Annotated in this window: 14 protein-coding genes; 8 read left to right on the forward strand and 6 right to left on the reverse strand. The window is 69.6% G+C overall.

What is annotated here, in order from left to right; all coding sequences use genetic code 11:
* Window positions 1-11: 11 nt before the first annotated feature.
* Window positions 12-869, reverse strand: coding sequence for an arginase family protein (locus tag ACLQ27_RS00205; RefSeq protein ID WP_425865250.1), 858 nt, complete (start codon window positions 867-869; stop codon window positions 12-14).
* A 180-nt stretch (window positions 870-1,049) separates the two neighbouring features.
* Here ACLQ27_RS00205 and ACLQ27_RS00210 point away from each other — a divergent pair, with 180 nt between their 5' ends.
* The 4 genes from ACLQ27_RS00210 to ACLQ27_RS00225 all read left to right on the forward strand — a co-directional run bounded on the left by ACLQ27_RS00210 (window position 1,050) and on the right by ACLQ27_RS00225 (window position 6,182).
* Window positions 1,050-1,199 carry a hypothetical protein gene (locus tag ACLQ27_RS00210; protein WP_007459587.1) on the forward strand — a complete coding sequence of 50 codons (150 nt, stop codon included), beginning with the start codon at window positions 1,050-1,052 and terminating at the stop codon, window positions 1,197-1,199.
* Window positions 1,200-1,213: 14 nt separating this feature from the next.
* Complete coding sequence (locus ACLQ27_RS00215; RefSeq protein ID WP_357490061.1) at window positions 1,214-2,644, forward strand: class I SAM-dependent methyltransferase; 1,431 nt, start codon at window positions 1,214-1,216, stop codon at window positions 2,642-2,644.
* Window positions 2,637-4,709, forward strand: a complete 2,073-nt coding sequence (locus ACLQ27_RS00220) for a sulfatase-like hydrolase/transferase (protein ID WP_425865251.1) — start codon at window positions 2,637-2,639, stop codon at window positions 4,707-4,709. The genes ACLQ27_RS00215 and ACLQ27_RS00220 overlap by 8 nt, the downstream gene beginning before the upstream one ends.
* Window positions 4,710-4,898: 189 nt before the next feature.
* Window positions 4,899-6,182, forward strand: coding sequence for a citrate synthase (locus ACLQ27_RS00225; RefSeq protein ID WP_357575309.1), 1,284 nt, complete (start codon window positions 4,899-4,901; stop codon window positions 6,180-6,182).
* 1,066 nt (window positions 6,183-7,248) lie between these two features.
* Here the strand turns inward: ACLQ27_RS00225 and ACLQ27_RS00230 are convergent.
* Together ACLQ27_RS00230 and ACLQ27_RS00235 are read right to left on the reverse strand one after the other, a co-directional pair.
* Entirely contained in the window at window positions 7,249-7,893 is a 645-nt protein-coding gene (locus ACLQ27_RS00230) for a maleylpyruvate isomerase N-terminal domain-containing protein (protein WP_425865252.1), read from the reverse strand.
* 205 nt (window positions 7,894-8,098) lie between these two features.
* Window positions 8,099-9,544: a glycosyltransferase family 4 protein gene (locus tag ACLQ27_RS00235; protein WP_425865253.1), complete on the reverse strand. Its 1,446-nt coding sequence runs from the start codon at window positions 9,542-9,544 to the stop codon at window positions 8,099-8,101.
* Window positions 9,545-9,878: 334 nt separating this feature from the next.
* Here ACLQ27_RS00235 and glgX point away from each other — a divergent pair, with 334 nt between their 5' ends.
* From glgX to treZ, 3 genes are read left to right on the forward strand one after another with little or no spacing between them, the layout of a single operon-like run.
* Entirely contained in the window at window positions 9,879-11,996 is a 2,118-nt protein-coding gene (glgX, locus tag ACLQ27_RS00240; RefSeq protein WP_425865254.1) for a glycogen debranching protein GlgX, read from the forward strand.
* Window position 11,997: 1 nt separating this feature from the next.
* Window positions 11,998-14,304 carry a malto-oligosyltrehalose synthase gene (gene treY, locus ACLQ27_RS00245; RefSeq protein ID WP_425865255.1) on the forward strand — a complete coding sequence of 769 codons (2,307 nt, stop codon included), beginning with the start codon at window positions 11,998-12,000 and terminating at the stop codon, window positions 14,302-14,304.
* Complete coding sequence (treZ, locus tag ACLQ27_RS00250) at window positions 14,301-16,031, forward strand: malto-oligosyltrehalose trehalohydrolase (RefSeq protein WP_425865256.1); 1,731 nt, start codon at window positions 14,301-14,303, stop codon at window positions 16,029-16,031. Before treY ends, treZ begins: the two co-directional genes overlap by 4 nt.
* A gap of 30 nt (window positions 16,032-16,061) precedes the next feature.
* On the opposite strand, the gene ACLQ27_RS00255 is transcribed toward treZ, so the two are convergent.
* The 3 genes from ACLQ27_RS00255 to ACLQ27_RS00265 all read right to left on the reverse strand — a co-directional run bounded on the left by ACLQ27_RS00255 (window position 16,062) and on the right by ACLQ27_RS00265 (window position 21,289).
* Complete coding sequence (locus tag ACLQ27_RS00255; protein ID WP_425865257.1) at window positions 16,062-19,130, reverse strand: N-6 DNA methylase; 3,069 nt, start codon at window positions 19,128-19,130, stop codon at window positions 16,062-16,064.
* A gap of 223 nt (window positions 19,131-19,353) precedes the next feature.
* Window positions 19,354-19,890, reverse strand: coding sequence for an NUDIX domain-containing protein (locus ACLQ27_RS00260; RefSeq protein ID WP_425865258.1), 537 nt, complete (start codon window positions 19,888-19,890; stop codon window positions 19,354-19,356).
* A gap of 40 nt (window positions 19,891-19,930) precedes the next feature.
* On the reverse strand, window positions 19,931-21,289 hold the full coding sequence (locus tag ACLQ27_RS00265) for a hypothetical protein (RefSeq protein ID WP_425865260.1): 1,359 nt from the start codon (window positions 21,287-21,289) through the stop codon (window positions 19,931-19,933).
* A 370-nt stretch (window positions 21,290-21,659) separates the two neighbouring features.
* Here ACLQ27_RS00265 and ACLQ27_RS00270 point away from each other — a divergent pair, with 370 nt between their 5' ends.
* Window positions 21,660-22,886, forward strand: a complete 1,227-nt coding sequence (locus tag ACLQ27_RS00270) for a helix-turn-helix domain-containing protein (protein ID WP_425865262.1) — start codon at window positions 21,660-21,662, stop codon at window positions 22,884-22,886.
* The last annotated feature ends 52 nt before the right edge of the window (window positions 22,887-22,938 follow it).

Raw genomic sequence — 22,938 nt, forward strand, 5'->3', positions numbered from 1 at the left:
ACAGCCGGCGGTCAGCCGCCCAGCACGTCCGCGAGGACCTCGACGACGCGTCGCGCGTGGCGTCCGTCGGGGTCCTCGTCGGCGTTCAGGTCGGTCACGCTCATCCCGAGCAGCCGATCGGCGCGGGCCAGCGGGGTCACCAGCGCCGCCAGGTCGGGCCAGCGCAGCCCGTCCGGCTCGGGGTAGGTCACCGCCGGCAGGTCCCGCGGGTCCACCACGTCCAGGTCGAGGTGCAGCCAGGCCGGCTCGTCGCCGCCGGCCGCCAGGGCCGCCCCGACCACAGCCGCGCCCCGGCGCAGCAGGTCGGCTGCGGGCACCTGGTGGATCGCCGGATCGATCCGGGACGCCTCGACCCGGCCGTCGTCGTCGGACGGCGGGCGGTGCCCGAGCAGGTGTACCCGTGCGGGGTCGACCAGGGCCTCGTCGACGCCGATCGCGGCGGTCGGGCCGTGCCCGGTTACCACCGAAAGGTCCATGTCGGCGGCCTCGCCGGTCGGCGAGGTCGCGCCGTCGAGGAAGTCGGGATGGGCGTCGACGAACCACAGCTCGGTCGTGCGCGGCAGGCCCCGGCAGATGCCGGGCAGGATCGCGCAGTCCCCGCCGAGCACGAGCGGCCGACGACCGTCGGAGATCAGTGCGGCGACCCGGCTGCTCAGCGCCGCGCCGGCCCGGACCAGGCCGGCGGCCCCGATCACCCCGCTCGCCGGGTCACGGGCCAGGTCGCGGAGCCATGCCTCGTCCACCTGCCCGTCGTCGTCAGCGGTGAGCGCGTCCAGCAGGCCGGCCCGGCGCAGGGCGGCCGGGGCCCGCTCCTCGCCGCGTCGCGCGCCGGAGGAGTCCAGTGGCGCGTCCACGACTGTCCAGCGCACCTTCGCAGCGTACCGACGGCTGGCGCTTTCTGTGGCCAGGCTGGGAGTCCTCCGATGTGGCCGCGACGGCGGGAACGAGCAGCGTACGGTGATGGACAAGTCCGGCTTTCTGGGTTAAAAGCCTCACCGCTGCATTCCCGGGACGCCGGTGTCGAGACGGGCGAGGGGAAGGAGCGGTCGGTGATCCATCTGGCCTACCTGGACGCGGGATCCGGCAGCCTGATCGTGCAGGCCGTCGTCGGCGGGGTGGCCGGCGCCGCGGTCGCCGCCAAGCTCTACTGGCGACGGCTGGTCGACCGGTTCCGCCGGCAACCCACCGACCAGCGGTAGCGGTCGCCGCGACGATGACGACCTCACCCACCGGGGTACGCCCCGAGCCCGCCTCCTTCCGCGACCCCGCCAACCGGGTGTTCCACGTCGGCGACGAGGTGCTGCGTGGGCTCGACGCCCAGGCCGCCGAGCACTGGCGGACCCTCGCGGCCAGCCCGTTCTTTCCCACGCTCGTCTCGGCGGGCAAGGTCTGCGCCACCGAGGACGCGCCGCCCACGCTGGTGCCCGCCGCGGCCGGCACCCCGTGGGCTGCGGTGCTGCGCCACGAGCGCATCCCGTTCGTCTCCCACCCGTACGAGTGGTCCTTCGGCATGCTGCGCGACGCCGCGCTGCTGCACCTGGAGATCCTGCGCACCGCCCTCGCGAACGGCTTCACCACCAAGGACGGCTCCGCCTACAACCTGCAGTGGCGCGGCGCGAAACCGGTCTTCATCGACATCGGCTCCTTCGAGCCGGTGCGCGACGGGGAGCCGTGGGCCGGCTACCGGCAGTTCTGCCAGACCGTGCTCTACCCGCTGCTGCTCACCGCCCACCTGGGCGTGGACTTCCAGCCCTGGTTGCGCGCCCAGGTCGACGGCATCGAAGCCGACCAGCTGCGCCCGCTCTTCGGCGGAACCCGCCGGCTGCGCCCCGGCGTCCTGACCCACCTGCACCTGCACGGCGCCATGCAGCAGCGCAACGCCGCAGCCAGCACCAGCGACGTGAAGGCCCAACTGCGCGCCGCCGGCTACTCCCGGGACCTGCAGGTGGCCACCGTACGCGGCATCGAGAAGCTCGTCCGCCGGCTGGAGCACCGCCCGACGGGCAGCCACTGGTCGGACTACCAGCGCACCTGCGGCTACTCGGCGCGCGACCGGGTCGCCAAGGAGCAGTTCGTGGTCACCGCGGTGGCCGCCGCCGCCCGTCCGCGCCTGGTGCTCGACCTGGGCGCCAACGACGGCCGGTACGCCCGACTGGCCGCCGGACACGCGGACTACGTGGTCGCCGTCGAGCAGGACCCGGCGGTGGTCGACGAGCTGTACCGGGCGTTGCGCTCCGAGGGGCAGCAACGGATCCTGCCGCTGGTCGTCGACCTGGCCGACCCGTCGCCCGGCGGGGGTTGGCGCGGCGTCGAACGTGCCGGCTTCGCGCAGCGGGCGTCGGCGGACGTCGTGCTCGCCCTGGCCCTGGTGCACCACCTGGCGATCGGCCGCAACGTGCCACTGCCGGAGGTCGTCGACTGGCTGGCCGGGCTGAGCGCACCCGGCGGCGCCGTGGTGGTGGAGTTCGTCCACCCGGACGACCCGATGGCCACCCGCCTGCTGGCCAACAAGCCCGACGGCCTCTTCCCGGACTACCGGCGCGACACCTTCGAACGGCTCCTCGCGACCCGGGGCCGGATCACCGACCGACTGGAACTGCCCTCGGGCACCCGCACGCTCTACCGGGCGGTGATGGGTGGCTGAACCGGCAGTCGCCGACCCGTCGGGACCCGTCGCCGACCCGTCGGGACCCGTCGCCGGCCCGCCGGCACCCGGGCGCTGGGACCGGGGCTGGCGCGGCGAGCTGGGCCGGCTGCTGGAGATCGTGGCGCTGGTCGGGCTGGTCATCACCCAGCCGCTGCTGGACGTACTCGGCCGCAGCCCCGACTTCTTCCTCTTTCACCGCGCCGACGTCGGCCAGATCCTCCTGCTGGTCGCCCTGGTGGCCCTCGCGCCCACCGTGCCCGTGGCGCTGCTCGGCGCACTGAGCCGACTGGCCGGCCGCACCGCCCGCGCACTCACCCACACGACGCTTGTCGGGCTGCTGCTCGCCGCCCTCGCCGTGCAGGTGGGCCGGCACACGACGCCGCTTCGGGGCGTACCCCTGCTGGTGCTTGCCGGTCTGGCCGGTCTGGGCGGCGCGGCCGCGCACCATCGGTGGCGCTCGCCCGGCCGCGCGCTGCGACTGGCCGCCGCCGGACCGGTGGCCTTCGTGGCGCTGTTCCTGTTCGTCTCGCCCACCTCGGCGGTCGTGCTGCCGCGCGGCGACGGCGGCGCGGTCGGCACCGCGCAGGGCGCGGCCGTGCACCCGCCGGTGGTCATGCTGATCCTCGACGAGCTACCGCTGGTCAGCCTCCTCGGCGGCGACGGCCGGATCGACGCGGCGCGGTTCCCGCACTTCGCCGAGCTGGCCGCAGGCTCGACCTGGTACCGCAACGCCACCGGAGTCAGCGGCTGGACGCCGAACGCGTTGCCGGCGATGCTCACCGGCCGCTACCCGGCGCGGGCGGTCGCGCCGCACTACTCGCAGTACCCGGACAACCTGTTCACCGCCTTCGGCGGCCTGTACGACATCCAGGCCCAGGAGAGCATCACCCGACTCTGCCCACCCAGCCGGTGCGAGCAGCCCGTCGCACCCGAACAGGGCCTCGGTGTGCTGGTCCGCGAGACCGGCAAGCTGCTCGGCCAGGTCGCCGGGCCGACGAACACCCGCGTCGATCCGGAGGACTCGTACCGGGAGCAGACCCGCGTCGAGGCCGGCCTGGACGCCGCCGAGCCGGTCCCCGCCGATCCGAAGTTCCGCTGGGACAGCCTCGACGACAACCAGCCGGCCCGGTTCACCAGCTTCCTGGCCGGCCTGAAGCCGCAGCCCCGACCCGCCCTGCACTTCCTGCACCTGCTGATGCCGCACTCCCCGTGGGCGTACCTGCCGTCCGGCGCCCGCTACGACGCACCGGACGACCTGCCGAACGACGGCGCGGGCTGGGTCGAGCTGGCCCGCCAGCGGCACCTCGCCCAGCTCGGCTACACCGACCGGCTGATCGGGGAGACCCTGCGGACGCTGCGTGCCAGCGGCCTCTACGACCAGGCCCTCGTCGTCGTCACCGCCGACCACGGGGTGAGCTTCCATCCGGGGGCGCAGGGCCGGGGCATGGACGCCATCAAGGCCGCCGCCGGCGAGGTCGCGTGGGTGCCCATGTTCGTCAAGGAACCCGGGCAGCAGACCGGCCGGGTGGACGACCGCAACTGGGAACACGTCGACCTGCTGCCCACCGTCGCCGACGAAGCCGGCATCCGCCTGCCCTGGCACGTCGACGGCCACTCCGCCCGGCAGGCCCCCCGCGCCGACGCCACGAAACACTTCTACGACACCCCCGGGCAGGTGGTCACCTTCGGAGGCGGCGTGCCCACCCCGCCGCCGCTGCCGACACCGCACCCCCTGGTGGGCACCGAGGTCCGCGCCGGCCCGACCGGGGGCAGCGCCCAGGTCGCCGACCTGGCCGCCTTCCGGGCCACCGACCCGGACACCGGCACCCTCCCGGCGCTGGTCTGGGGTGACGTGCCGGACGCGATACCGGACGGCACGCTCCTGGCCGTCGCCGTCAACGGCCGGATCGGCGCGGTGGTCCCGGTAGTGCCGACCGACCCCGGCGGCCGGCGCTTCGCCGCGCTGCTCACCGACGACCGGCTGTTCCGCGCCGGCACGAATCAGCTCGACGTCTACCAGGTCGCAGCGGACGGTACGCTACGACGCCTCGCGTTGTCCTGATCTGCCGGCCTCCCGGCGGGGTTTCTTCGGCTCCCGCCTGGCGGGACGGTGGGTTTCCCGGCGGCCCAGTCGGGAATCGGGTGACGCATACCTCACCGCCGAACCACGGCGGGCAGTGTCCCCCGAGCCGCAATTACGGTAGAAGCGAAGGCAATTCAACGTAGATCTGCCGGCGAAGCGAGGAACCACATGACGGAAGTCAAGCTCGATCACCCCGGTGGGCAGCTGTCGATGCCGGTACACGCCGCGGTCGAGGGCCCCGCTGGCATCGGGGTGAGCAAGCTGCTGAAGGAAACCGGGATGACGACGTACGACCCCGGTTTCGTCAACACCGCAGCTGCCTCATCCGCGATCACCTACATCGACGGCGACGCGGGGATCCTGCGTTACCGGGGATACCCGATCGAGCAGCTGGCCGAGAAGTCCTCCTTCCTGGAGGTCTCTTACCTGCTCATCTACGGTGAGCTGCCCACCGAGCAGCAGCTGACCGAGTTCACCGAGTGGATCCGGCGGCACTCGCTGCTGCACGAGGAGATGCGCCGCTTCTTCGACGGCTTCCCCCGCGACGCGCACCCGATGGCGGTGCTGTCGTCGGCGGTCAGCGCCTTGTCGACCTTCTACCAGGACAGCCTGGACCCGTTCGACTCCGAGCACGTGGAGATCTCCACGGTCCGGCTCATGGCGAAGGTCCCCACCATCGCCTCGTACGCGTACAAGAAGTCCATCGGGCAGCCGCTGCTCTACCCGGACAACTCCCTCGGGTACGTGGACAACCTGCTGCGCATGACCTTCGGTGTGCCGGCGGAGCCGTACGAGGTCGACCCGGTGATGTCGAAGGTGCTGGACATGCTCTTCGTCCTGCACGCCGACCACGAGCAGAACTGCTCCACGTCGACCGTCCGGCTGGTCGGCTCCAGCAACGCCAACCTGTTCGCCTCCGTCTCGGCGGGCGTGAACGCGCTGTTCGGCCCGCTGCACGGCGGCGCCAACCAGGCGGTGCTGGAGATGCTCCAGCAGATCCACGCCGGCGACGGCGACGTCCGGTCCTTCGTCCGCAAGGTCAAGGACAAGCAGGACGGCGTCAAGCTCATGGGCTTCGGCCACCGGGTCTACAAGAACTACGACCCGCGGGCGGCGATCGTCAAGAAGGCCGCGCAGGACGTGCTGGGCCGGATGGCCAAGCCGGACCCGCTGCTGGACATCGCCATGGAGCTGGAGGAGATCGCGCTCGCCGACGACTTCTTCGTCTCCCGCCGGCTCTACCCGAACGTGGACTTCTACACCGGCCTGATCTACAAGGCCATGGGCTTCCCCACGAAGATGTTCACGGTGCTGTTCGCGCTCGGCCGGCTGCCCGGCTGGATCGCCCAGTGGCGCGAGATGATCAACGACCCGGAGACGAAGATCGGCCGTCCGCGGCAGGTCTACGTCGGCGCCGCCGAGCGGGACTACCTCCCCTTCGCCGAGCGCTGACCTCCGTTCTTCCGCACCACCCGCAGGCCGCCGACCCGATCCGGGCCGGCGGCCTGCGCCGTACCCGGCCGCCCGCCCGCGGCGGCCCGTGGGGCTTCCGCCGGGCCTTGCGGCGTGGCTGTACGTGGGGCTTTGGCTGCGCTGTCTCGCGTGGCGGCCCGTGCGGCTTCCGCCGGGCCTTGCGGCGTGGCGGCCTTGCGGCGCATTGGCTTGGCGGACTGGGCGCTTCGGGCTTGGCGGGCCGACCGGGCCCGCACCGGCCGGTGGCCCTCCTACCCTCCTACCGATACCCCGAGCGCCTGGTTCGGCCCCTGTCGAGCTGCCCCATTTATGGGGCGAGGCGGTGCGGGGCGGTGCGGGAGGCGGGGTGGTGCGACGCGGGTCGGTGCGAGGCGAGGCGAGGCGGGCAGGGCGGTGCGAGGCGGGGCGGGGCGGGGCAGGGCGGTGCGAGGCGGGGCGGGGCGCGGCGGTGCGAGGCTGGCAGGGCGGTGCGGTGCGGGCGGTGCGAGGCGACGCGGTGCGAGGCGGGCACGGCGGTGCGAGGCGGGGCGGGGCGAGGCGGGGCCGTGCGAGGCTGGCAGGGCGGTGCGGTGCGGGCGGTGCGAGGCGACGCGGTGCGAGGCGAGGCGAGGGGCGGGGCAGGGCAGGGCGGGGGAGGCTTCAAGCGCCCGATTCCGGCTGGCCACGCTGACGGACGGCTTGGCGGGTTGATCGGACTGGACCCACCGATGATCGACTCCAGTTCGCCGATATCGCGGTATCCACGGCGTCGGGACACCACAACCTCGGCGAGGTGGAGTCGATCAAGGCGCGGTCCCGGCCAATCTCGGTGAAGTGGGGGGGTAGGTCAGGGAGCGGTCTCCGACCTTCGGCTTATCGGTGGCGCTCATCCGCGCTTCGGTGACGCTCATCCGCCCCTTCGGTGGCGCGGATCCGCGCTTTTGGCTTTCAGCGTCCGCCCCACTTATGGGGCAGGTCGACAGGACGCGAACAAGGCACCCGGAGGGCCGGGGACACCGGGCCCGGCGGCGCGGCGCCGGGTGCGGGCCGCGCCGCACGTTGAGGGTCAGAAGGCGGAGATGTCCCGGGCTCGCTCGCTGCGGCTCAACGCCCCGACCAGCGCCGCCTGGCCGTGCCGGCGGACGGCCAGGCGGACCAGCAGGTCGCGTACGGGGTCGAAGACATCCGCCGGGAACTCCGGCGTGGGTACGCCGACGCTGACCGCGAGGTCGTCGGAGTGCACGACGATCTCCAGTTGGCGCGTGAGCAGGAAGTCGGCGCGGCGCAGGGACCAGCCCTGCCACGGGATCGGCACGACGTCGAGGGCGGCGCCCCGCGACAGCAGGTCCCTGACCTTCGCCAGCGCCTCACCGGAGCGGGCGTGCAGGTCTTCCGGGCCGTGGAGCGCGTCGGCCTCGTCCGAGCCAGCGGCGACCGCGTCGGCGGCCGGAGTGCCCTCGGTGACCCAGGCGGCCCGCTCGTAGTGGCTGTCGGCCGACTCCAGCGTGGGCAGGTCGGCGGGCGTCGGCAGCAGCTCGGCGGCCCGTATGGCCTGATGCCCGAGGTGGCACGCCAGGGCGCCCGCGGACAGGTGCGGCAGGGCGCTCGGCTTCGACCACTGTGCGGACACCTCGGGGCGCCGGATCAGGTCAAGCGCGATGGCGGCGGCGACCGGAAAGGCGGAATCGAGGGCGTCAACAGGACGAGACATCCGCATATTCTGGCAGGCCCGACCGCCTGGCGCCGAGCACCGAGACAGGGCCGACGTCGCAGCAAGCGCCGAGCAGCGAGACCGTCCCGCGCTGCGGAGCGAGGCACGGCCGGCGCTGCGGGATCGGCTCGGCTTGCGGGATGTCGGGGTGTCCCCGGCGCCGGGGCACCCCGACGTCCCGAAGACCGGGTCGATCAGGTCAGCGTCAGCGCAGGCCGGCGGCGGCGAGCAGGTTGCCCTCGGGCAGCGCCGGGAGGGCCCGGCCCTGGGACATCCGCTGCTCGGCGCGCTCGGCCGTGAACGTGGCGTCGTTGGCGATGGCCGCGGCGTAGCTGGCGGCGGTGCGCTGGGCGATGGCCGACCAGCCGTACTGGTCGTTGACCATCCGGCGGGCGCGACGGGCCATGGCGCGGGCCCGCTCACGGTCGGACAGCAGCGCGTCGACGGCGTCGCCGAGCCCGTCCGGGTCGTGCGGTCGGAACGTCATCCCGGTCGCTCCCGGCTCCACGATCTCGGCGAGACCGCCGGTGGCCGCGACGGCCAGGGGCGCTCCGGCGGCGGCGCCCTCCAGGGCGACCATGCCGAACGGCTCGTAGATGCTCGGCACCGCGAAGCAGTCGGACGCGGCCATCAGCGCCGGCAGGTCGTTGCCGCCCAGGAAGCCCGGCATGGTGACCATGCCGCCCAGGCCACGGCGGTGCACCTCGGCCTCCAACTCGGCGCGGTACGGGCCGTCGCCGGCGATCACCGCGCGCAGCCCCGGGTGCCGCTCGCGCAGGCGGGGGAGGGCGGCGATCAGGTGCTGCACGCCCTTCTCGTAGACGAGCCGGCCGGCGAAGGTGACCAGCGGGCCGTCCCCGGCGAACCGGGCCCGCGCCGCGGCCACGTCCCGCGCCGGCACCTTCCAGCGGTGCGACTCGACACCGTTGGCGACCACGTCGACGCGGCCGGCCGGTACGCCGAACAGCGCGCCCACCTCGTCGCGCATGTAGCCGGAGCAGACGATCACCCGACCGGACTCGCTGCTGAGCCACTGCTCGACACCGTGGATGGTGCGGTTCATCTCCTCGGGCAGCCAGCCCTGGTGCCGACCCGCCTCGGTCGCGTGGATGGTGCTCACGAGGGGGATGTCCAGGTGGTCGCGCAACGTCATCGCGGTGTGGGCGACGAGCCAGTCGTGGGCGTGGATGACGTCGTAGCTGCCGGCCTGGGTGGCGCGTAGGGCGGTGCGGGTGAGGGTGTGGTTGAAGGCCATGGTCCAGGCCAGGAGGCTGCTGGTGGCGAGGGGGAAGGTGACGGGGTCTTCGGGGGCGCGCAGGATGCGTACGCCGTCGGCGTATTCCTCCAGGGGTGCGCCGTCGGCGTGGCGGGTGACGACTGTGACGTCGTGGCCGGCGGCGGCGAGGGCGACGGAGAGGGCGTGGACGTGGCGGCCGAGGCCACCGACGAGCACCGGCGGGTACTCCCACGACAACATGAGGATGCGACGGGTCTGCGGCGGCACCCCGGGGCCGGAGTGCGCGGGCACGATCGCGCCGGGCTGCGCGGTCGGGCCGGGCTGCGCGGGAAGCTGCGGCCGGGAGGTCAGGGTGGGCCGGTGGGCCCGGTCCTTGGTGGCAGCGAGCTGCTCATCGACCCGCAGGGTCGTCACATCAATCTCCGTCCATGCATGGTGGTGCGCGCCGGCGTCAGTGGCGGCGGAGCGAGAGGTGGAAAGGGTGGCCGAGGGCCGAGTGGGGTCGCGCGCGGACGCGTGCCCCCCGACAAGCAAAAGGCATCGAGCCCCGGAACGCACCTTGAAACCGTCCATGGTGACGGAGGACACCTGAGGGTGTAGCACGCATCAGACAGGTGGATTCCGGTCATCGCCTGAAAGGATGGATTGGCGCACCGGGGCGCAGGGCAATACCGGCGTGCGCGCGGGCGACCTGTCGTCGGCGCGCTCGTGGCGCGGTGCGCACATGACCATGGTCTGAAGGAGCGACATGCAGGTCTGGCCGGGCGAGCGGTATCCCCTGGGCGCCACCTACGACGGGATGGGCACCAACTTCGCCATCTTCTCCGAGGTGGCCGAGCGGATCGAACTCTGCCTCTTCGACGAGTGGGACACCGGCGCCGAGCGCCGCGTCGAGCTGCGCGAGGTGGACGCCTACGTCTGGCACGCGTACCTGCCGGGCATCGAGCCGGGGCAGCGTTACGGCTACCGGGTGCACGGGCCGTACGACCCGGCGAACGGGCTGCGCTGCAACCCGCACAAGCTGCTGCTCGACCCGTACGCCAAGGCCATCGACGGTGACGTGGCGTGGGACCCGGCGGTGTACGACTACGACATGGGTGACCCGGAGCGGATGAACGAGAGCGACTCGGCGCCGTTCATGCCGAAGTCGGTGGTGGTCAACCCGTACTTCGACTGGGGCAACGACAAGCCGCCGCGTACGCCGTACCACCACTCGGTGATCTACGAGGCGCACGTGCGCGGGCTGACGATGCGCCACCCGGACATCCCGGAGGAGCTGCGCGGCACGTACGCGGGCATCGCCTCCCCGCCGATGATCGAGCACCTGACCCGGCTCGGGGTGACGGCGATCGAGCTGATGCCGGTGCACGAGTTCGTGCACGACCACCGCCTCGTCGACCTGGGTCTGCGCAACTACTGGGGTTACAACACGATCGGGTTCTTCGCGCCGCACCACGGCTACTCGGCGCTGGGCCACCTCGGGCAGCAGGTGCAGGAGTTCCGGGGCATGGTCAAGGCGCTGCACGCGGCGGGCATCGAGGTCATCCTCGACGTGGTCTACAACCACACCGCCGAGGGCAACCACCTCGGGCCGACGTTGAGCTTCAAGGGCGTGGACGCGCCGAGCTACTACCGGCTCAGCGAGGAGGACCGGCGCTACTTCGTCGACTACACGGGCACCGGCAACAGCCTCAACGTCCGGAGCCCGCACTCGCTGCAACTGATCATGGATTCGCTGCGGTACTGGGTGACCGAGATGCACGTCGACGGCTTCCGGTTCGACCTGGCGGCCACCCTGGCCCGCGAGTTCTACGAGGTGGACCGGCTGTCGACGTTCTTCGAGGTGGTGCAGCAGGACCCGGTGGTCAGCCAGGTCAAGCTGATCGCCGAGCCGTGGGACGTCGGCCCCGGCGGCTACCAGGTGGGCAACTTCCCGCCGTTGTGGACCGAGTGGAACGGCAAGTACCGCGACACGGTGCGGGACTTCTGGCGCGGTGAGCCGGCCACCCTCGCCGAGTTCGCGTCGCGGATCTCCGGCTCCGCCGACCTGTACCAGGACGACGGCCGCCGCCCGTTCCACAGCATCAACTTCGTCACCGTCCACGACGGGTTCACGCTCAACGACCTGGTGTCGTACAACGACAAGCACAACGAGGCCAACGGCGAGGACAACCGGGACGGCGAGAGCCACAACCGGTCGTGGAACTGCGGCGTGGAGGGCGACACCGACGACGACGCGGTGCTCGCCCTGCGGGCCAAGCAGCGGCGCAACTTCCTGGCCACCCTGATGCTCTCGCAGGGCGTCCCGATGATCGGCCACGGCGACGAGCTGGGCCGCACGCAGCACGGCAACAACAACGCCTACTGCCAGGACAGCGAGCTGGCCTGGATCGACTGGGACAACGTCGACGAGCAGCTGTTGGACTTCGTCCGTACGCTCACCGATTTCCGCAAGCGGCACCAGGTGTTCCGCCGTCGCCGGTTCTTCACCGGCCTGCCGGTGGGCGGGCGCGGCATCGACGAGCCGTTGCCCGACCTGGCCTGGCACACGCCCGACGGGCGGGAGATGACCGGCGAGGACTGGGGCAACGACTTCGGCCGCTCGGTGGCGCTGTTCGTCAACGGTGAGGGCATCCGCGAGCGCGGCCAGTACGGCCAGAAACACCACGACGCCTCGTTCCTGCTCTGTTTCAACGCCCACGACGCGCCGTTGGACTTCACGATGCCCGGCAGCGAGTACGGCCAGAAGTGGGAACGGGTGATCAGCACGGCCGAGCCCGAGCCCGACGACGCCACGGTGATCAGCGCGGGCGGCACCATCCGGGTGCCGGACCGCTCCCTGGTGGTGCTGGAAAGGACGATCTGACATGGCCTCCACCCCTCCGCAGGCCACCTACCGCGTCCAGGTCCGTCCCGGCTTCGACCTGGACGCCACCGCGGGCATCCTCGACTACCTCGTCGACCTGGGCGTCAGTCACCTCTACACGGCCCCGCTGCTGGCCGCGACGCCCGGTTCGGCGCACGGGTACGACGTTGTCGACCACCGCACGGTCAACCCGGAGCTGGGCGGTGAGGCCGCCCGGCGGCGGCTGCTGCGGGCGCTGCGCGAGAAGCGGCTCGGCCTGGTCGTCGACATCGTGCCCAACCACGCCGGGGTCGCCGTACCGCCGGCCAACCCGCCCTGGTGGGACGTGCTGCGCCGGGGGCGTGACTCGTCGTACGCCGACTGGTTCGACATCGACTGGGACCGGGGCCGGCTGCTGCTGCCGGTGCTTGCCGACGACCCGGCCGCCCTGGACGACCTCAAGGTCGTCGACGGGGAGCTGCGCTACCACGAGCACCGCTTCCCGATCGCCGACGGCACCGGCGACGGCAGCGCCCGCGAGGTGCACGACAGGCAGCACTACGAGCTGGTCTCCTGGCGGCGCGGTGACGCCGAGCTGACGTACCGCCGGTTCTTCGCCATCGCGGGCCTGGCGGGCCTGCGCGTGGAGGACCCGGCGGTGTTCGCCGCCACCCACGAGCTGATCCTGGCCTGGGCCGCCGCGGGCGAGGTCGTCGGCATCCGCGTCGACCACCCGGACGGCCTGCGCGACCCCGCCGGCTATCTCGCCCGGCTGCGCGAGGCCGCGCCGGAGGCCTGGCTCGTGGTGGAGAAGATCCTGGAGTACGGCGAGGAACTGCCGGACTGGCCGGTGGACGGCACCACCGGCTACGACGCCCTCGCCGCCGTGAACGGCCTGTTCGTCGACACCGACGCCGAGGGCGACTTCACCGTGCTGGACACCCACCTCACCGGGCACCACACCTCGTGGCAGGACCTGACCCACACCACGAAGCTGGCCGCCGCGACGACGCTGCTCGCGGCCGAGCTGACCCGCCTGGCCGCGCTCGCCCCCGAGGTGCCGACCGAAGAGGCCCGCGCGGCGCTCGCCGAGCTGGCCGCAGCCTTCCCGGTGTACCGCGGCTACCCGCCGCACGGCGCCCGCCACCTCGCGGCCGCCCGCTCCGAGGCCGGCCGCCGCCGCCCCGACCTGACCGGCGCCCTGGACGCGATCACCCGCCGGCTGCGCGACAGCGACGACGAGCTGGCGATGCGCTTCCCGCAGCTCACCGGCGCGGTGATGGCCAAGGGCGTGGAGGACACCGCGTTCTACCGCTGGACCCGGTTCGTGGCGCTCAACGAGGTCGGCGGCAGCCCCGCCCACTTCGGTGTGCCACCTGCGGAGTTCCACCGCTTCGCCGCCGCCCAGCAGGTCCGCTGGCCCGCCAGCATGACAACCCTCTCCACCCACGACACCAAGCGCGGCGAGGACGTGCGCGCCCGCCTCGCCGTGCTCAGTGAGCTGCCGGGCCGTTGGGCGGAGCAGGTCAAGAGCTGGATGGAGTACGCGCCGCTGCCCGATGCGTCGTTCGCCCACCTGCTCTGGCAGACCGCCGTCGGTGCGTGGCCGATCGAGCGGGAGCGGCTGCACGCGTACGCCGAGAAGGCCGCCCGGGAGGCTGCGGCCTCGACCGGTTGGGCGGACCCGGACCCGGTCTTCGAGCAGGCCATGCACGCGGTCATCGACCGGATGTACGACGACCCGAGCCTGCACGACGAGCTGACCGAACTCGCTGCCGCCATCACCCCGGCCGGCTGGTGCAACTCGCTCGGGCAGAAGCTGATCCAACTCACCATGCCCGGTGTGCCGGACACCTACCAGGGCACCGAGTTGTGGGACAACTCCCTCGTCGATCCGGACAATCGCCGGCCTGTCGACTTCGACGTACGCCGGGAGATGCTGGCACGGCTCGACGGCGGCTGGCGTCCCCCGGTCGACACCGACGGCGCGGCGAAGCTGCTCGTCGTGTCGCGGACGCTGCGTCTGCGCCGGGCGCACCCGGAGCTGTTCACCGGCTACCGGCCGGTGCCGGCGCACGGGCCGGTCGGCCGGCACGTGGTGGCGTTCGACAGGGGTGGCGCGATCGCCGTGGCGACCCGCCTGCCGCTGGGTCTGGCGCGCGCCGGCGGCTGGTGCGACACAGCCCTGTCGCTTGGTGTTAACGAGGTGAAGGACCTGTTCACCGGCCGGGTCTACAGTGGCGGGGAGACGTCGCTGGACACTCTTCTGGCCGACTTTCCCGTCGCTCTGCTGGCTCCTCTCACCGCTGCCGAGGAGGCCGTTTCATGACCGAGTTTTCCGTCTGGGCGCCGGACGCCGCCCGGGTGCGGCTGCGCCTGGCCGGCGACACCGACCACGAGATGCGCGCCGCCGCCGACGGCTGGTGGCAGGTCGAGGTGCCCGACGCCGGCCCCGGCACCGACTACTCCTTTCTGCTGAACGACGACGAGACCCCGCTGCCCGACCCCCGCTCGCCGTGGCAGCCTGCGGGGGTGCACGGGCCGAGCCGCAGCTACGACCACTCCGCCTTCGAGTGGTCCGACAGCCTGTGGACCGGCCGGCAGTTGCCGGGCAGCATCCTCTACGAGCTGCACATCGGCACCTTCACCCCGGAGGGCACCTTCGACGCGGCCATCGACCGCCTCGACCACCTGGTGTCGTTGGGCGTCGACCTGATCGAACTGCTCCCGGTCAACGCCTTCAACGGCGAACACAACTGGGGGTACGACGGCGTCTGCTGGTATGCCCCGCACCAGCCCTACGGCGGCCCCGACGGCCTGAAACGGTTCGTCGACGCCGCCCACGCTCGCGGCCTGGGGGTGATCCTCGACGTCGTCTACAACCATTTCGGGCCCTCCGGGGCCTACGCGCCGCGGTTCGGGCCCTACCTCGCCGAGCAGAGCAACAGTTGGGGCCGCTCGGTCAACCTGGACGGCCCGCACTCCGACGAGGTACGCCGCTACATCATCGACAGCGTCCTCATGTGGCTGCGCGACTACCACGTCGACGGGCTGCGTCTGGATGCCGTGCACGCCCTGCTCGACTCGCGGGCGGTGCCCATCCTGGAAGAGCTGACCATCGCCGTCGAGTCGCTGTCGACGCACCTGGGCCGGCCGTTGTCGCTGATCGCCGAGTCCGACCTCAACGATCCTCGGCTCATCACGCCCCGGGAGGCGGGTGGGTTCGGGCTGCACGCGCAGTGGAACGACGACGCCCACCACGCCCTGCACACGTTGCTGACGGGGGAGCGGCAGGGGTACTACGGCGACTTCGGCTCGCTGGAGACGCTTGCTGACGTGCTGACGGGTGGGTTCTTCCACGCGGGCACCTGGTCGAGCTTCCGGAACCGGCACCACGGGCGGCCTGTCGATCCACGAATTCCTGGGCACCGGATGGTGGCCTATTTGCAGAACCACGACCAGATTGGTAACCGGGCCACCGGGGACCGGATCTCGGCTTCGTTGTCGCCTTCGCTGCTCCGCGTTGGGGCCACGTTGCTGTTGACCGCGCCGTTCACTCCCATGCTGTTCATGGGGGAGGAGTGGGCCGCCTCTACGCCGTGGCAGTTCTTCACGTCGCATCCGGAGCCGGAGCTGGCCTCTGCGGTGCGGACCGGGCGGCGGCGGGAGTTCGCGGCGCACGGGTGGCCCGAGGGGGACGTGCCCGATCCGCAGGACCCGCAGACGTTCGTACGGTCCCGGCTGGACTGGGCCGAGCTGGACAAGCCTGAGCATGCTTCGATGCTGGCGTTCTACCAGCGGTTGATTGGGCTGCGGCGGTCGGTGCCGGACCTGTCGGATCCTCGGCTGCACGCGGTTTCCGTGCAGCACGGGGACCAGTTCCTGCTCATGCGACGGGGGGACACGCTTGTGGTGGCAAACCTGGCTGGGCGGGGGCAGGGGGTCTCGCTGCCTGGGGTGGCTCGGCGGGTGCTGCTGGCGACCGGCGAGGGAGTCACCGTGATGCGGGACCGGATCGAGTTGCCGGCGGAGACTGCGGCGATCGTGGCGCTATGATAACCGTTTGATCTCGCATCTTCAAAGCCGCTATACCTTATCGATTGCCGCCGGAGGAACTACCTCGGCTACTACAGCTTCGATCTTTGAATTCAGGCCACTGTCGATCAATTGCCGTCGAATTATTCCCCTTGCAATCTTAAAGTCACGTGCTGCCGATATATCCAGGGCGCTTGCCATTTCCTCGGCATCGCCCGCCAAGTCCACCAACTCTTGATGCGCGAGGTTGTTTTCATCGAACGGCGGGATGGGCACCGAGAAAACATTCTTATCGAAATCTCGTCCGCCGAATAAACCTAGGGCCTGCAGGGGCTTGACCCGCTCAAGAACCATCTCCGAGTTGAGAATGGCGGTCAAATAGCGGGCTTCGCGAATGCCGCTCACTGCCGCCCAGTAAAGGCGGTTTTCTATGATTACATCTGGTTGTTCCGTCCGAGCCGCCGCTAGCTGGTTGCCCGATTTGCTGTAAACGACTCGGTGCCGCGCAGAGGGGAGCTGCGAGCTAAGCTGGCCGTGGTAGTCGATCCGGCGCAGGAATGGTGAAATGTCGTTCTTCGCCTTATGGGCTTCCCAGGTCTGCTCGACGATAGCCCACCAATCAGAAAGATCAGGGTGCCCCTCGATCTGATCGGCGTCTAACACGGTTGAATCGGTTACTGGCAGAACCGCTTTCAGTGGGTCGAGCGTACGGAACGGAAGAATGTTCTCACCCAGGAACACGGATCGAATGAAAGATTGCTCTACCGGCCCTCTGAGCGACTCGACACCAACCCACTGAGCCTTCACCGAGCGTCGGGTGCGCACCATTGCTCGGCCCGCACTGCTTCCGAGAGGGCTCGTGGGCTCTTCATCAATAAACAGCAGCACGCGAGGATAAAGGATTGCACCATTTCGAAAACGTGACTTGTATGGCGACTCCGCTGGTTTCGCTTGCGAGCTCAACTGGTGGACAGCCCCGGCTTCGATCGACATTTTGTCGCGAAGCTTGGACCAGGTGATATTAGGGGTCCTAACCTTTGACCTCCACACCTGCACCTCCGCAGGCATGTGGGTGGGCTTGCCGGCAGTGACAGAGCCGTGAATGACACACGACACCATAGGAAATCCGGTGGGTGTTTTTTCCAGGTCCCAGGATGGCCCGAACCGGACCGACAGATTTGCGCCCCACCGCCCCGAACGGAACCCATCAGCGGGTTTTCGGGTCAAAGTTCCGTACGGCATAACGAATGAAAAGCAGCCGGAATCATTTAAGTAAAGTTCAACGCTGCGCGCCACGAAAAGTGTTGCAAGGTCACGACTAGACGCTCCAAGAGCACCTGTCAGTAGTCCTCGCTCCTTTGCCAGGGCCTTGTAGCGCGCCTGCATGCCGCTGGTCATCGAGGAGTAGCGGAGCCAGGGAGGATTTCCTATGAGAACATCGACGCGATGATCTCGCTGCGATAGCCACAGGGGGCGAATCAGGTTTCTGACGTAGTAGCCCCAAATGTGATTCCGTTTATCCTGGTGCAACCGCCTCATCGTAGCGAAGGTTGTGGTTAGCATCGAAACGTCGCCTTGGTGGATCCCGAATTGACGAAGGATGGGCCGCATTAGGTCGGCGCTTGACTTGTTTGATTCCATGACTGCGCGATTCGCCATCGCATCAACCAGCCGATCGAAATCTCCGGCATCGTGGAGGACTCGGGCGGGGAAGTTTAAATCATCGTCGATCAGGGTGCCCTGGCCCGTTTCGACGAGATCGTCCCCCGAAGTCGCAATACGGATATCCTCAGCACCCCCGAAGAGGTCCCGCCGCTGCTCCCACTGCAGGGAGTCTCCAAGGTAAACAGGAATCGAGATTGGTCCACGGTCCTTGGCTGAAAGGCGCTCGTTCCCGATGGCAAGGAGGTAGGTCACCCGGGCGAGCGTTACTGATACCGGGTGCACGTCCATCCCGTATACCCGTTCAACCACACCCGCAACTTGTGCTCCATGAGGCATGCCGACCGACTCTGCTTCTGCGAGATAACGGCGGATAGCGTGAAACAGAAAAGTTCCTGAGCCGCAGGAAGGGTCCAGAACCCTCTGCTCCAGAGGTCTAGATACTGATTCCTCTACCATTTTCTCGGCAAGCCAGTCGGGAGTGTAGTATTCGCCGAGACTTCGGCGCTCATCCTGGCTAATGACTGACTCGTAAAGAACCTTAAGTACGTCGTGCTCGACCTGGTTCCAGTCGAATCGAGCGATTCGGTGCGCCAATTCGCTAACGAATTCCGAACCACCGTCAGCATGTAGCACCCAGTCAAAAAAGTCGGCTTCGACTGCTCCGTGTACCTTCGAGGTGGTGAATGCGGACCCCTGGGCGAGCATCGCGGGAGTTAAGGTTCCTGTGCGTGAAATATTAAATCCAACCACCGCGTGTGCGATGATCTCAGAGGTCAACACGAGGAGCGTATGATCGACGAAAAGCTCTTCGTAGTCCCTGAATTCCTTGCCGAACGCGGTCCTCAGTAGTTTGGCCCATAGCTCACGCTTGAGTTCAACCTCGGGGATGTTTCGTGCTTGTCGGTATAGGTTCTGCAGCGTTGCGTGATCGAGCTGGTGCGCAGGGGACTCGGCTCCGAGTCGGCGGTGGATCTCTATGGGTGTTGGCTTTACGAGTTCTTGAGTGGCCAGAATTGCTTCAAGCCAGACGAGAAGCTTTTCAATGTCCGGCTCGCTGTTGCTGAGCTCAAGCTTCGCAACGTGTCCGAACTGTTCGTTAGCGAGGTTGTAAAGGTGCCACTCCGCCCCGTCGGTCAGGATGCCAACGTACCGCGTCCCCAGTAGTCGGGAGCGAGAAGCGACGTACCCGGCGAGTTGCCTTTCGGCGTCATTCCGAATACCGCTGACGCGGAGATCCCTCTTGACCTCAATGACGGCGTGGCCGATTTCTACATCTAGCCGTCGCCTGGTGCCATCGCCAGTCTGCACCTCGAGCCGAGCGACTTGAGTAGGGTCCAGGGCGAGATCGCCGGTGGTTAAGAGGAGGTAGACGTCGGCCTGGAGGTCCGCTTCGGTCCGACCTGCAGCGCGTGACGCTAGCCGCTTGACAGCATCGGTGGCGGCGGCAGAGGGCATCCCGTTGCTCCTTGAGTAGCTGAACCCCAGAGGTTACCGGTAGGCAGGCCTAACGCAACTGCCGCGCTCGGCGACACCCGGCAATAGCAGCCGCATGGGCCGTCCGAGCCGCAAAACGGCCCAGACGATCGGGGGGACCACGAGCATCCGGGTTCCAAGGTCGGCCCCTGCTGAGTGGTGGCTGGCCGGGGTGAGGACGGGTCGACCTTTTCGGGAACCTTGATCACGTGGCCTCCGCAGTGGTCCCAGCCTGCTCGTCCGCCTCAGCGCAGTAGGGCGGCCGTGTGGCCGAGCCGCCGGCGAGGTACAGCGGGACGTTGCGGGCTCGGGCGCACCTCGCCGCCGATAACCGGGAGGCGACGTTGGTGGGAAGGCGCCGCTCGGCCTCTGGGTGCTGAAAGAAGGCTGCTTCCGCTAGCTCTTCTCCCGGCAGATTCAAGCCGTCGAGACTTGTGACATAACCGCAGTCAAACGTCAGGCTGATGATTGCGCGCGGCCGTTGCCCGCTCGGCGGTGCCCAATCCACCACCAAGAGGTCGCCCACCACTAGATCGAGGCCAAGTTCTTCTCGAATCTCCCGAGCGCACGCATCATGCGGGTATTCACCCTCGTCCACGTAGCCGCCAGGAAACGCCCAGTAGTCGCGGTAGGTGGGTTTGACCAGCAGCACGTTGTCGGCCGGATCGGTGATGAAGGCCGCGGCGGCGGCGTAGAAAGAAGCCAAGTTCGCGTACCACGTGGCGGGCTCCGTCCAGGTCACCTCGGAGACGCTAGCGGACATGTCTAGGTGTGCTCTGGTTTTAGGGGGCTGCTGGCAAGGCCGCGAGGGTGTGCAGGACTTCGTTCACCTGGGGTGACGCCTGCTGCGAGCCGAGCGTTTTAGCGAGTTCGCGGACCCGTTGTTGAACACGCGCCGACTGGATGCCCGCAGCGCGTTGCCCAGTCTTCGAGGCCCAGATGCAGGCGGCGTCGGTGTCCCCAGCGCGGGCGTGAGTCACGGCGATGAGGGCGGTGTGAAGGGCACGCGTTCGCGTGTTCTTGCTACCGAGGTTGAGCGCCTCGGTGGCGTGCCCGAGGGCTTCAGCGTGCAGGTGGAGGTCTCCCAGACACCTCACTGCTGCCCCGGCCAAGTGGGCAGGGCTGAAGTAGGCGACCCACCGCGGGCCGTGGTCTGTGCCCGTCCGATCGAGAGCACGCTCAGCCTTAGTTAGAGCGAGCTGGCAGGCACGTCGCTCGCCCGACTGTCCGTAAGCGGTAGCTGCTGTGGCGTGCAGACGAGCGAGGACTGCGGCGGGTGCACGGCCGGCACCATCGATGGCTGCTTCGACGAGCCGGGCCGCCTCCCGAGCGTGCCCCAAGAACACAGCCTGTGTAGCGAGGTTCGCCAGCAGGTGAGCACCGTAGAGGCGGTCGCCGGCGGCCTTTGCGAGCCGCAGGCCGAGCGTCACATGATGCTGCGCCATCGCATGTTCGCCCGCGTCATACGACATGAACGCGAGTTGCCCGGAGAGTGTGGCCGCTGCGCGCATAAGGTCACGCCCCACGACATCGGTGTAGGTGCCGTGCAGCATCGGCGCGACCTGACGCACCAGGAGGTCGGCCATGACAGCCCGTGTGCGCGGAGAGCCGCTGCCATGACGTCGGTCGAGATCGGTGAAGTGGTCCGCCAGCGCGTATAGCGATTGAACATCGGTCGAAGTAACCTGTTGCAGGCCGTTCCGGCTAACCGCCTCGTCGGACAGGTCATACCGCCAGCCGAGCGCCGCCTCTAACGCCTTGCCGCTGTCGAACACCCCGCTGGCCTGTTGGTTGAGGTGCCTGGCCAACCTGGTCCAGATCTGCTCGGCGGTATCGATCGCTCCGTCGACGGACGCGGGGTAGACACAGATTCCGATGCTGTCGGGTGCGCCGAACCCCAGCTCCGTGACAGCGACTGAGCGACCGAGCTTGCGAGCAAGTGTTTCGGCCATCGCGGCCTGTACGTGATCGCCAGGCCGGCGACCGCGCAGCCACCAGTAGACGCTTGCAGCGTCGTAGCGCCAGGTGCCCTCGTTGCGGCCGGCGTGATTGAGCTGGCGAGCGAAGGCGGCATGGGCGTTGCCGTAGCCGGCGGCAAGTAGCAGCCCTTCGAACGCCGAGTTCGTCACCGGTCGCGCCATGGTTCCGCCTCCAGGCATCAGCCAACTACTAGTAGTGACGAGCCTATGGGCTGCTTCGGTCCGATGGGGACCCGCGCAACCCTGCGCAACCCACGTCCTGAGCAGCGCAATGGAGCGCATTGCTTGCCATCTGGTCCGTCAACCGGCCGCCCGCTTCGCTGATCGGAGGAGTCGTGGGTGATGGCGAGCTGATCGTCGCGCCCCGGGTTGACGGAGGTGGGCATGCAAGGTGACGAGTCAGCGAGCAAAGGCGAGCAATCCGAAGCGGCCGAGCGGGAGGCGGCCAAACAGCGTCTCCTCGCTCAGGCCGAGGCGGAGCGCGTACCCCTGGAGGACACGACTCGCGCGGTCCCGGACCGGCGGTGGCGGCGTGACCAGCGATGACCTCCCGATCGGCCGCCGGGTCGCCCGCTGGCGGGTGCGGCGGCAGATGACCCAACAGATGCTCGCCGACCGACTGCGCAGGTCGAAGAGCTGGGTCGACAAGATCGAGCGGGGCGTCCGCCCCCTGGACCGGTACTCGGTGATCCAGGAGCTGGCCCACGTCCTGCGCGTCGACCCGGAGGTGCTGCTCGGCCAGCCGCGGGGCACTCCTGCCGGCCCGCCGGACGGGGTGGACGACATCCGGGCCGCGCTCGCCCGCTACGACACTCCGCAGGCCCCACAGGAGACGGACGAGCTGAGGCGGCAGGTCGGGTACGCCTGGTTGACCTACCAGCACGCGCACTACGGGCAGTTGACGCGGGTGTTGCCGGGTCTGCTCGACGCCGCCCAGGGCGCGCGGTCGGCGGAGCTGCTGGTGGAGGCGTACCGCATCACCTCGTCGCTGCTGGTCAAGCTCGGCGAGGCCGACCTCGGCTGGCTGGCCGCCGACCGCGCGATGACCGTCGCCGCCGACAACCCGGCGCTCGCGGCAACAGCAGCCATCTCGGTAGCCCAGGCGCTCCGCGCCGCCAACCGCGACCACCTGGCCCTAACCGCAACCCAAAAGGCGGCCAACCGCGTCCTCCCGCCCCCGCTCCACCGCGTCGATCATGAGGTTGGCGGGCTAGATAGAGATCAATTCGCCCGTCAACCTCATGATCGACGCGATGAAAGGCCGGCTGGGGAGTGGGCGGTGGGTGGGACTCTGCTGCTCCAGGCCGCCCTGGCCGCCGCCGGCTGCGGCGAGCACCATCGCGCCGACGAGCTGGCCGACCAAGCCGCGGGCGTCGCCGCAAACCTTCGGGGGTACGACGATCAGCACCGCACCAGCTTCGGCCCGGTCGCCGTCGAGCTGGCGCGGGTGCTGGTGGCGGCGTCGCAAGGTGACGCCGTCGAGGCACTGCGACGGCACTCGACTGTGGTGCGGCGGGAGGGGTGGCGGCGGTTGCCGGCCGAGTATCGGGGCGCGTACCTGGTGGATGCCGCTCGGGCGTACCTCCAGGTGGGTGACCTGCGCGGGGCGGCCCGCGCGCTTGTCGACGCGGACAGTGTCGCGCCGGCTGAGGTTCGGTGCCGGCCGTTGGCGCGTACTCTCATCGCCGATGTCGCCCGTGCGCAGCCGGCGCCGGCCGGCGTGGCGCGACTGGCGACGCTCGTCGGCCTCACCCGCTGACTGGCCGGCTGCTCCGGCCCAGGACGATCGTGCGGTGGCTACGCCGGGGTGT

Source organism: Micromonospora sp. DT63, from assembly GCF_049841615.1.
Taxonomy (GTDB): Bacteria; Actinomycetota; Actinomycetes; order Mycobacteriales; family Micromonosporaceae; genus Micromonospora.

What these genes read in the sequence shown, in the direction of transcription:
- ACLQ27_RS00215 (WP_357490061.1), top strand. Translation starts at nt 1,214, where the DNA reads ATGACGACCTCACCCACCGGGGTACGCCCCGAGCCCGCCTCCTTCCGC.
- ACLQ27_RS00225 (WP_357575309.1), top strand. Translation starts at nt 4,899, where the DNA reads ATGACGGAAGTCAAGCTCGATCACCCCGGTGGGCAGCTGTCGATGCCG.
- ACLQ27_RS00230 (WP_425865252.1), bottom strand. Translation starts at nt 7,893, where the DNA reads ATGTCTCGTCCTGTTGACGCCCTCGATTCCGCCTTTCCGGTCGCCGCC.
- glgX (WP_425865254.1), top strand. Translation starts at nt 9,879, where the DNA reads ATGCAGGTCTGGCCGGGCGAGCGGTATCCCCTGGGCGCCACCTACGAC.
- treY (WP_425865255.1), top strand. Translation starts at nt 11,998, where the DNA reads ATGGCCTCCACCCCTCCGCAGGCCACCTACCGCGTCCAGGTCCGTCCC.
- treZ (WP_425865256.1), top strand. Translation starts at nt 14,301, where the DNA reads ATGACCGAGTTTTCCGTCTGGGCGCCGGACGCCGCCCGGGTGCGGCTG.
- ACLQ27_RS00255 (WP_425865257.1), bottom strand. Translation starts at nt 19,130, where the DNA reads ATGCCCTCTGCCGCCGCCACCGATGCTGTCAAGCGGCTAGCGTCACGC.
- ACLQ27_RS00265 (WP_425865260.1), bottom strand. Translation starts at nt 21,289, where the DNA reads ATGGCGCGACCGGTGACGAACTCGGCGTTCGAAGGGCTGCTACTTGCC.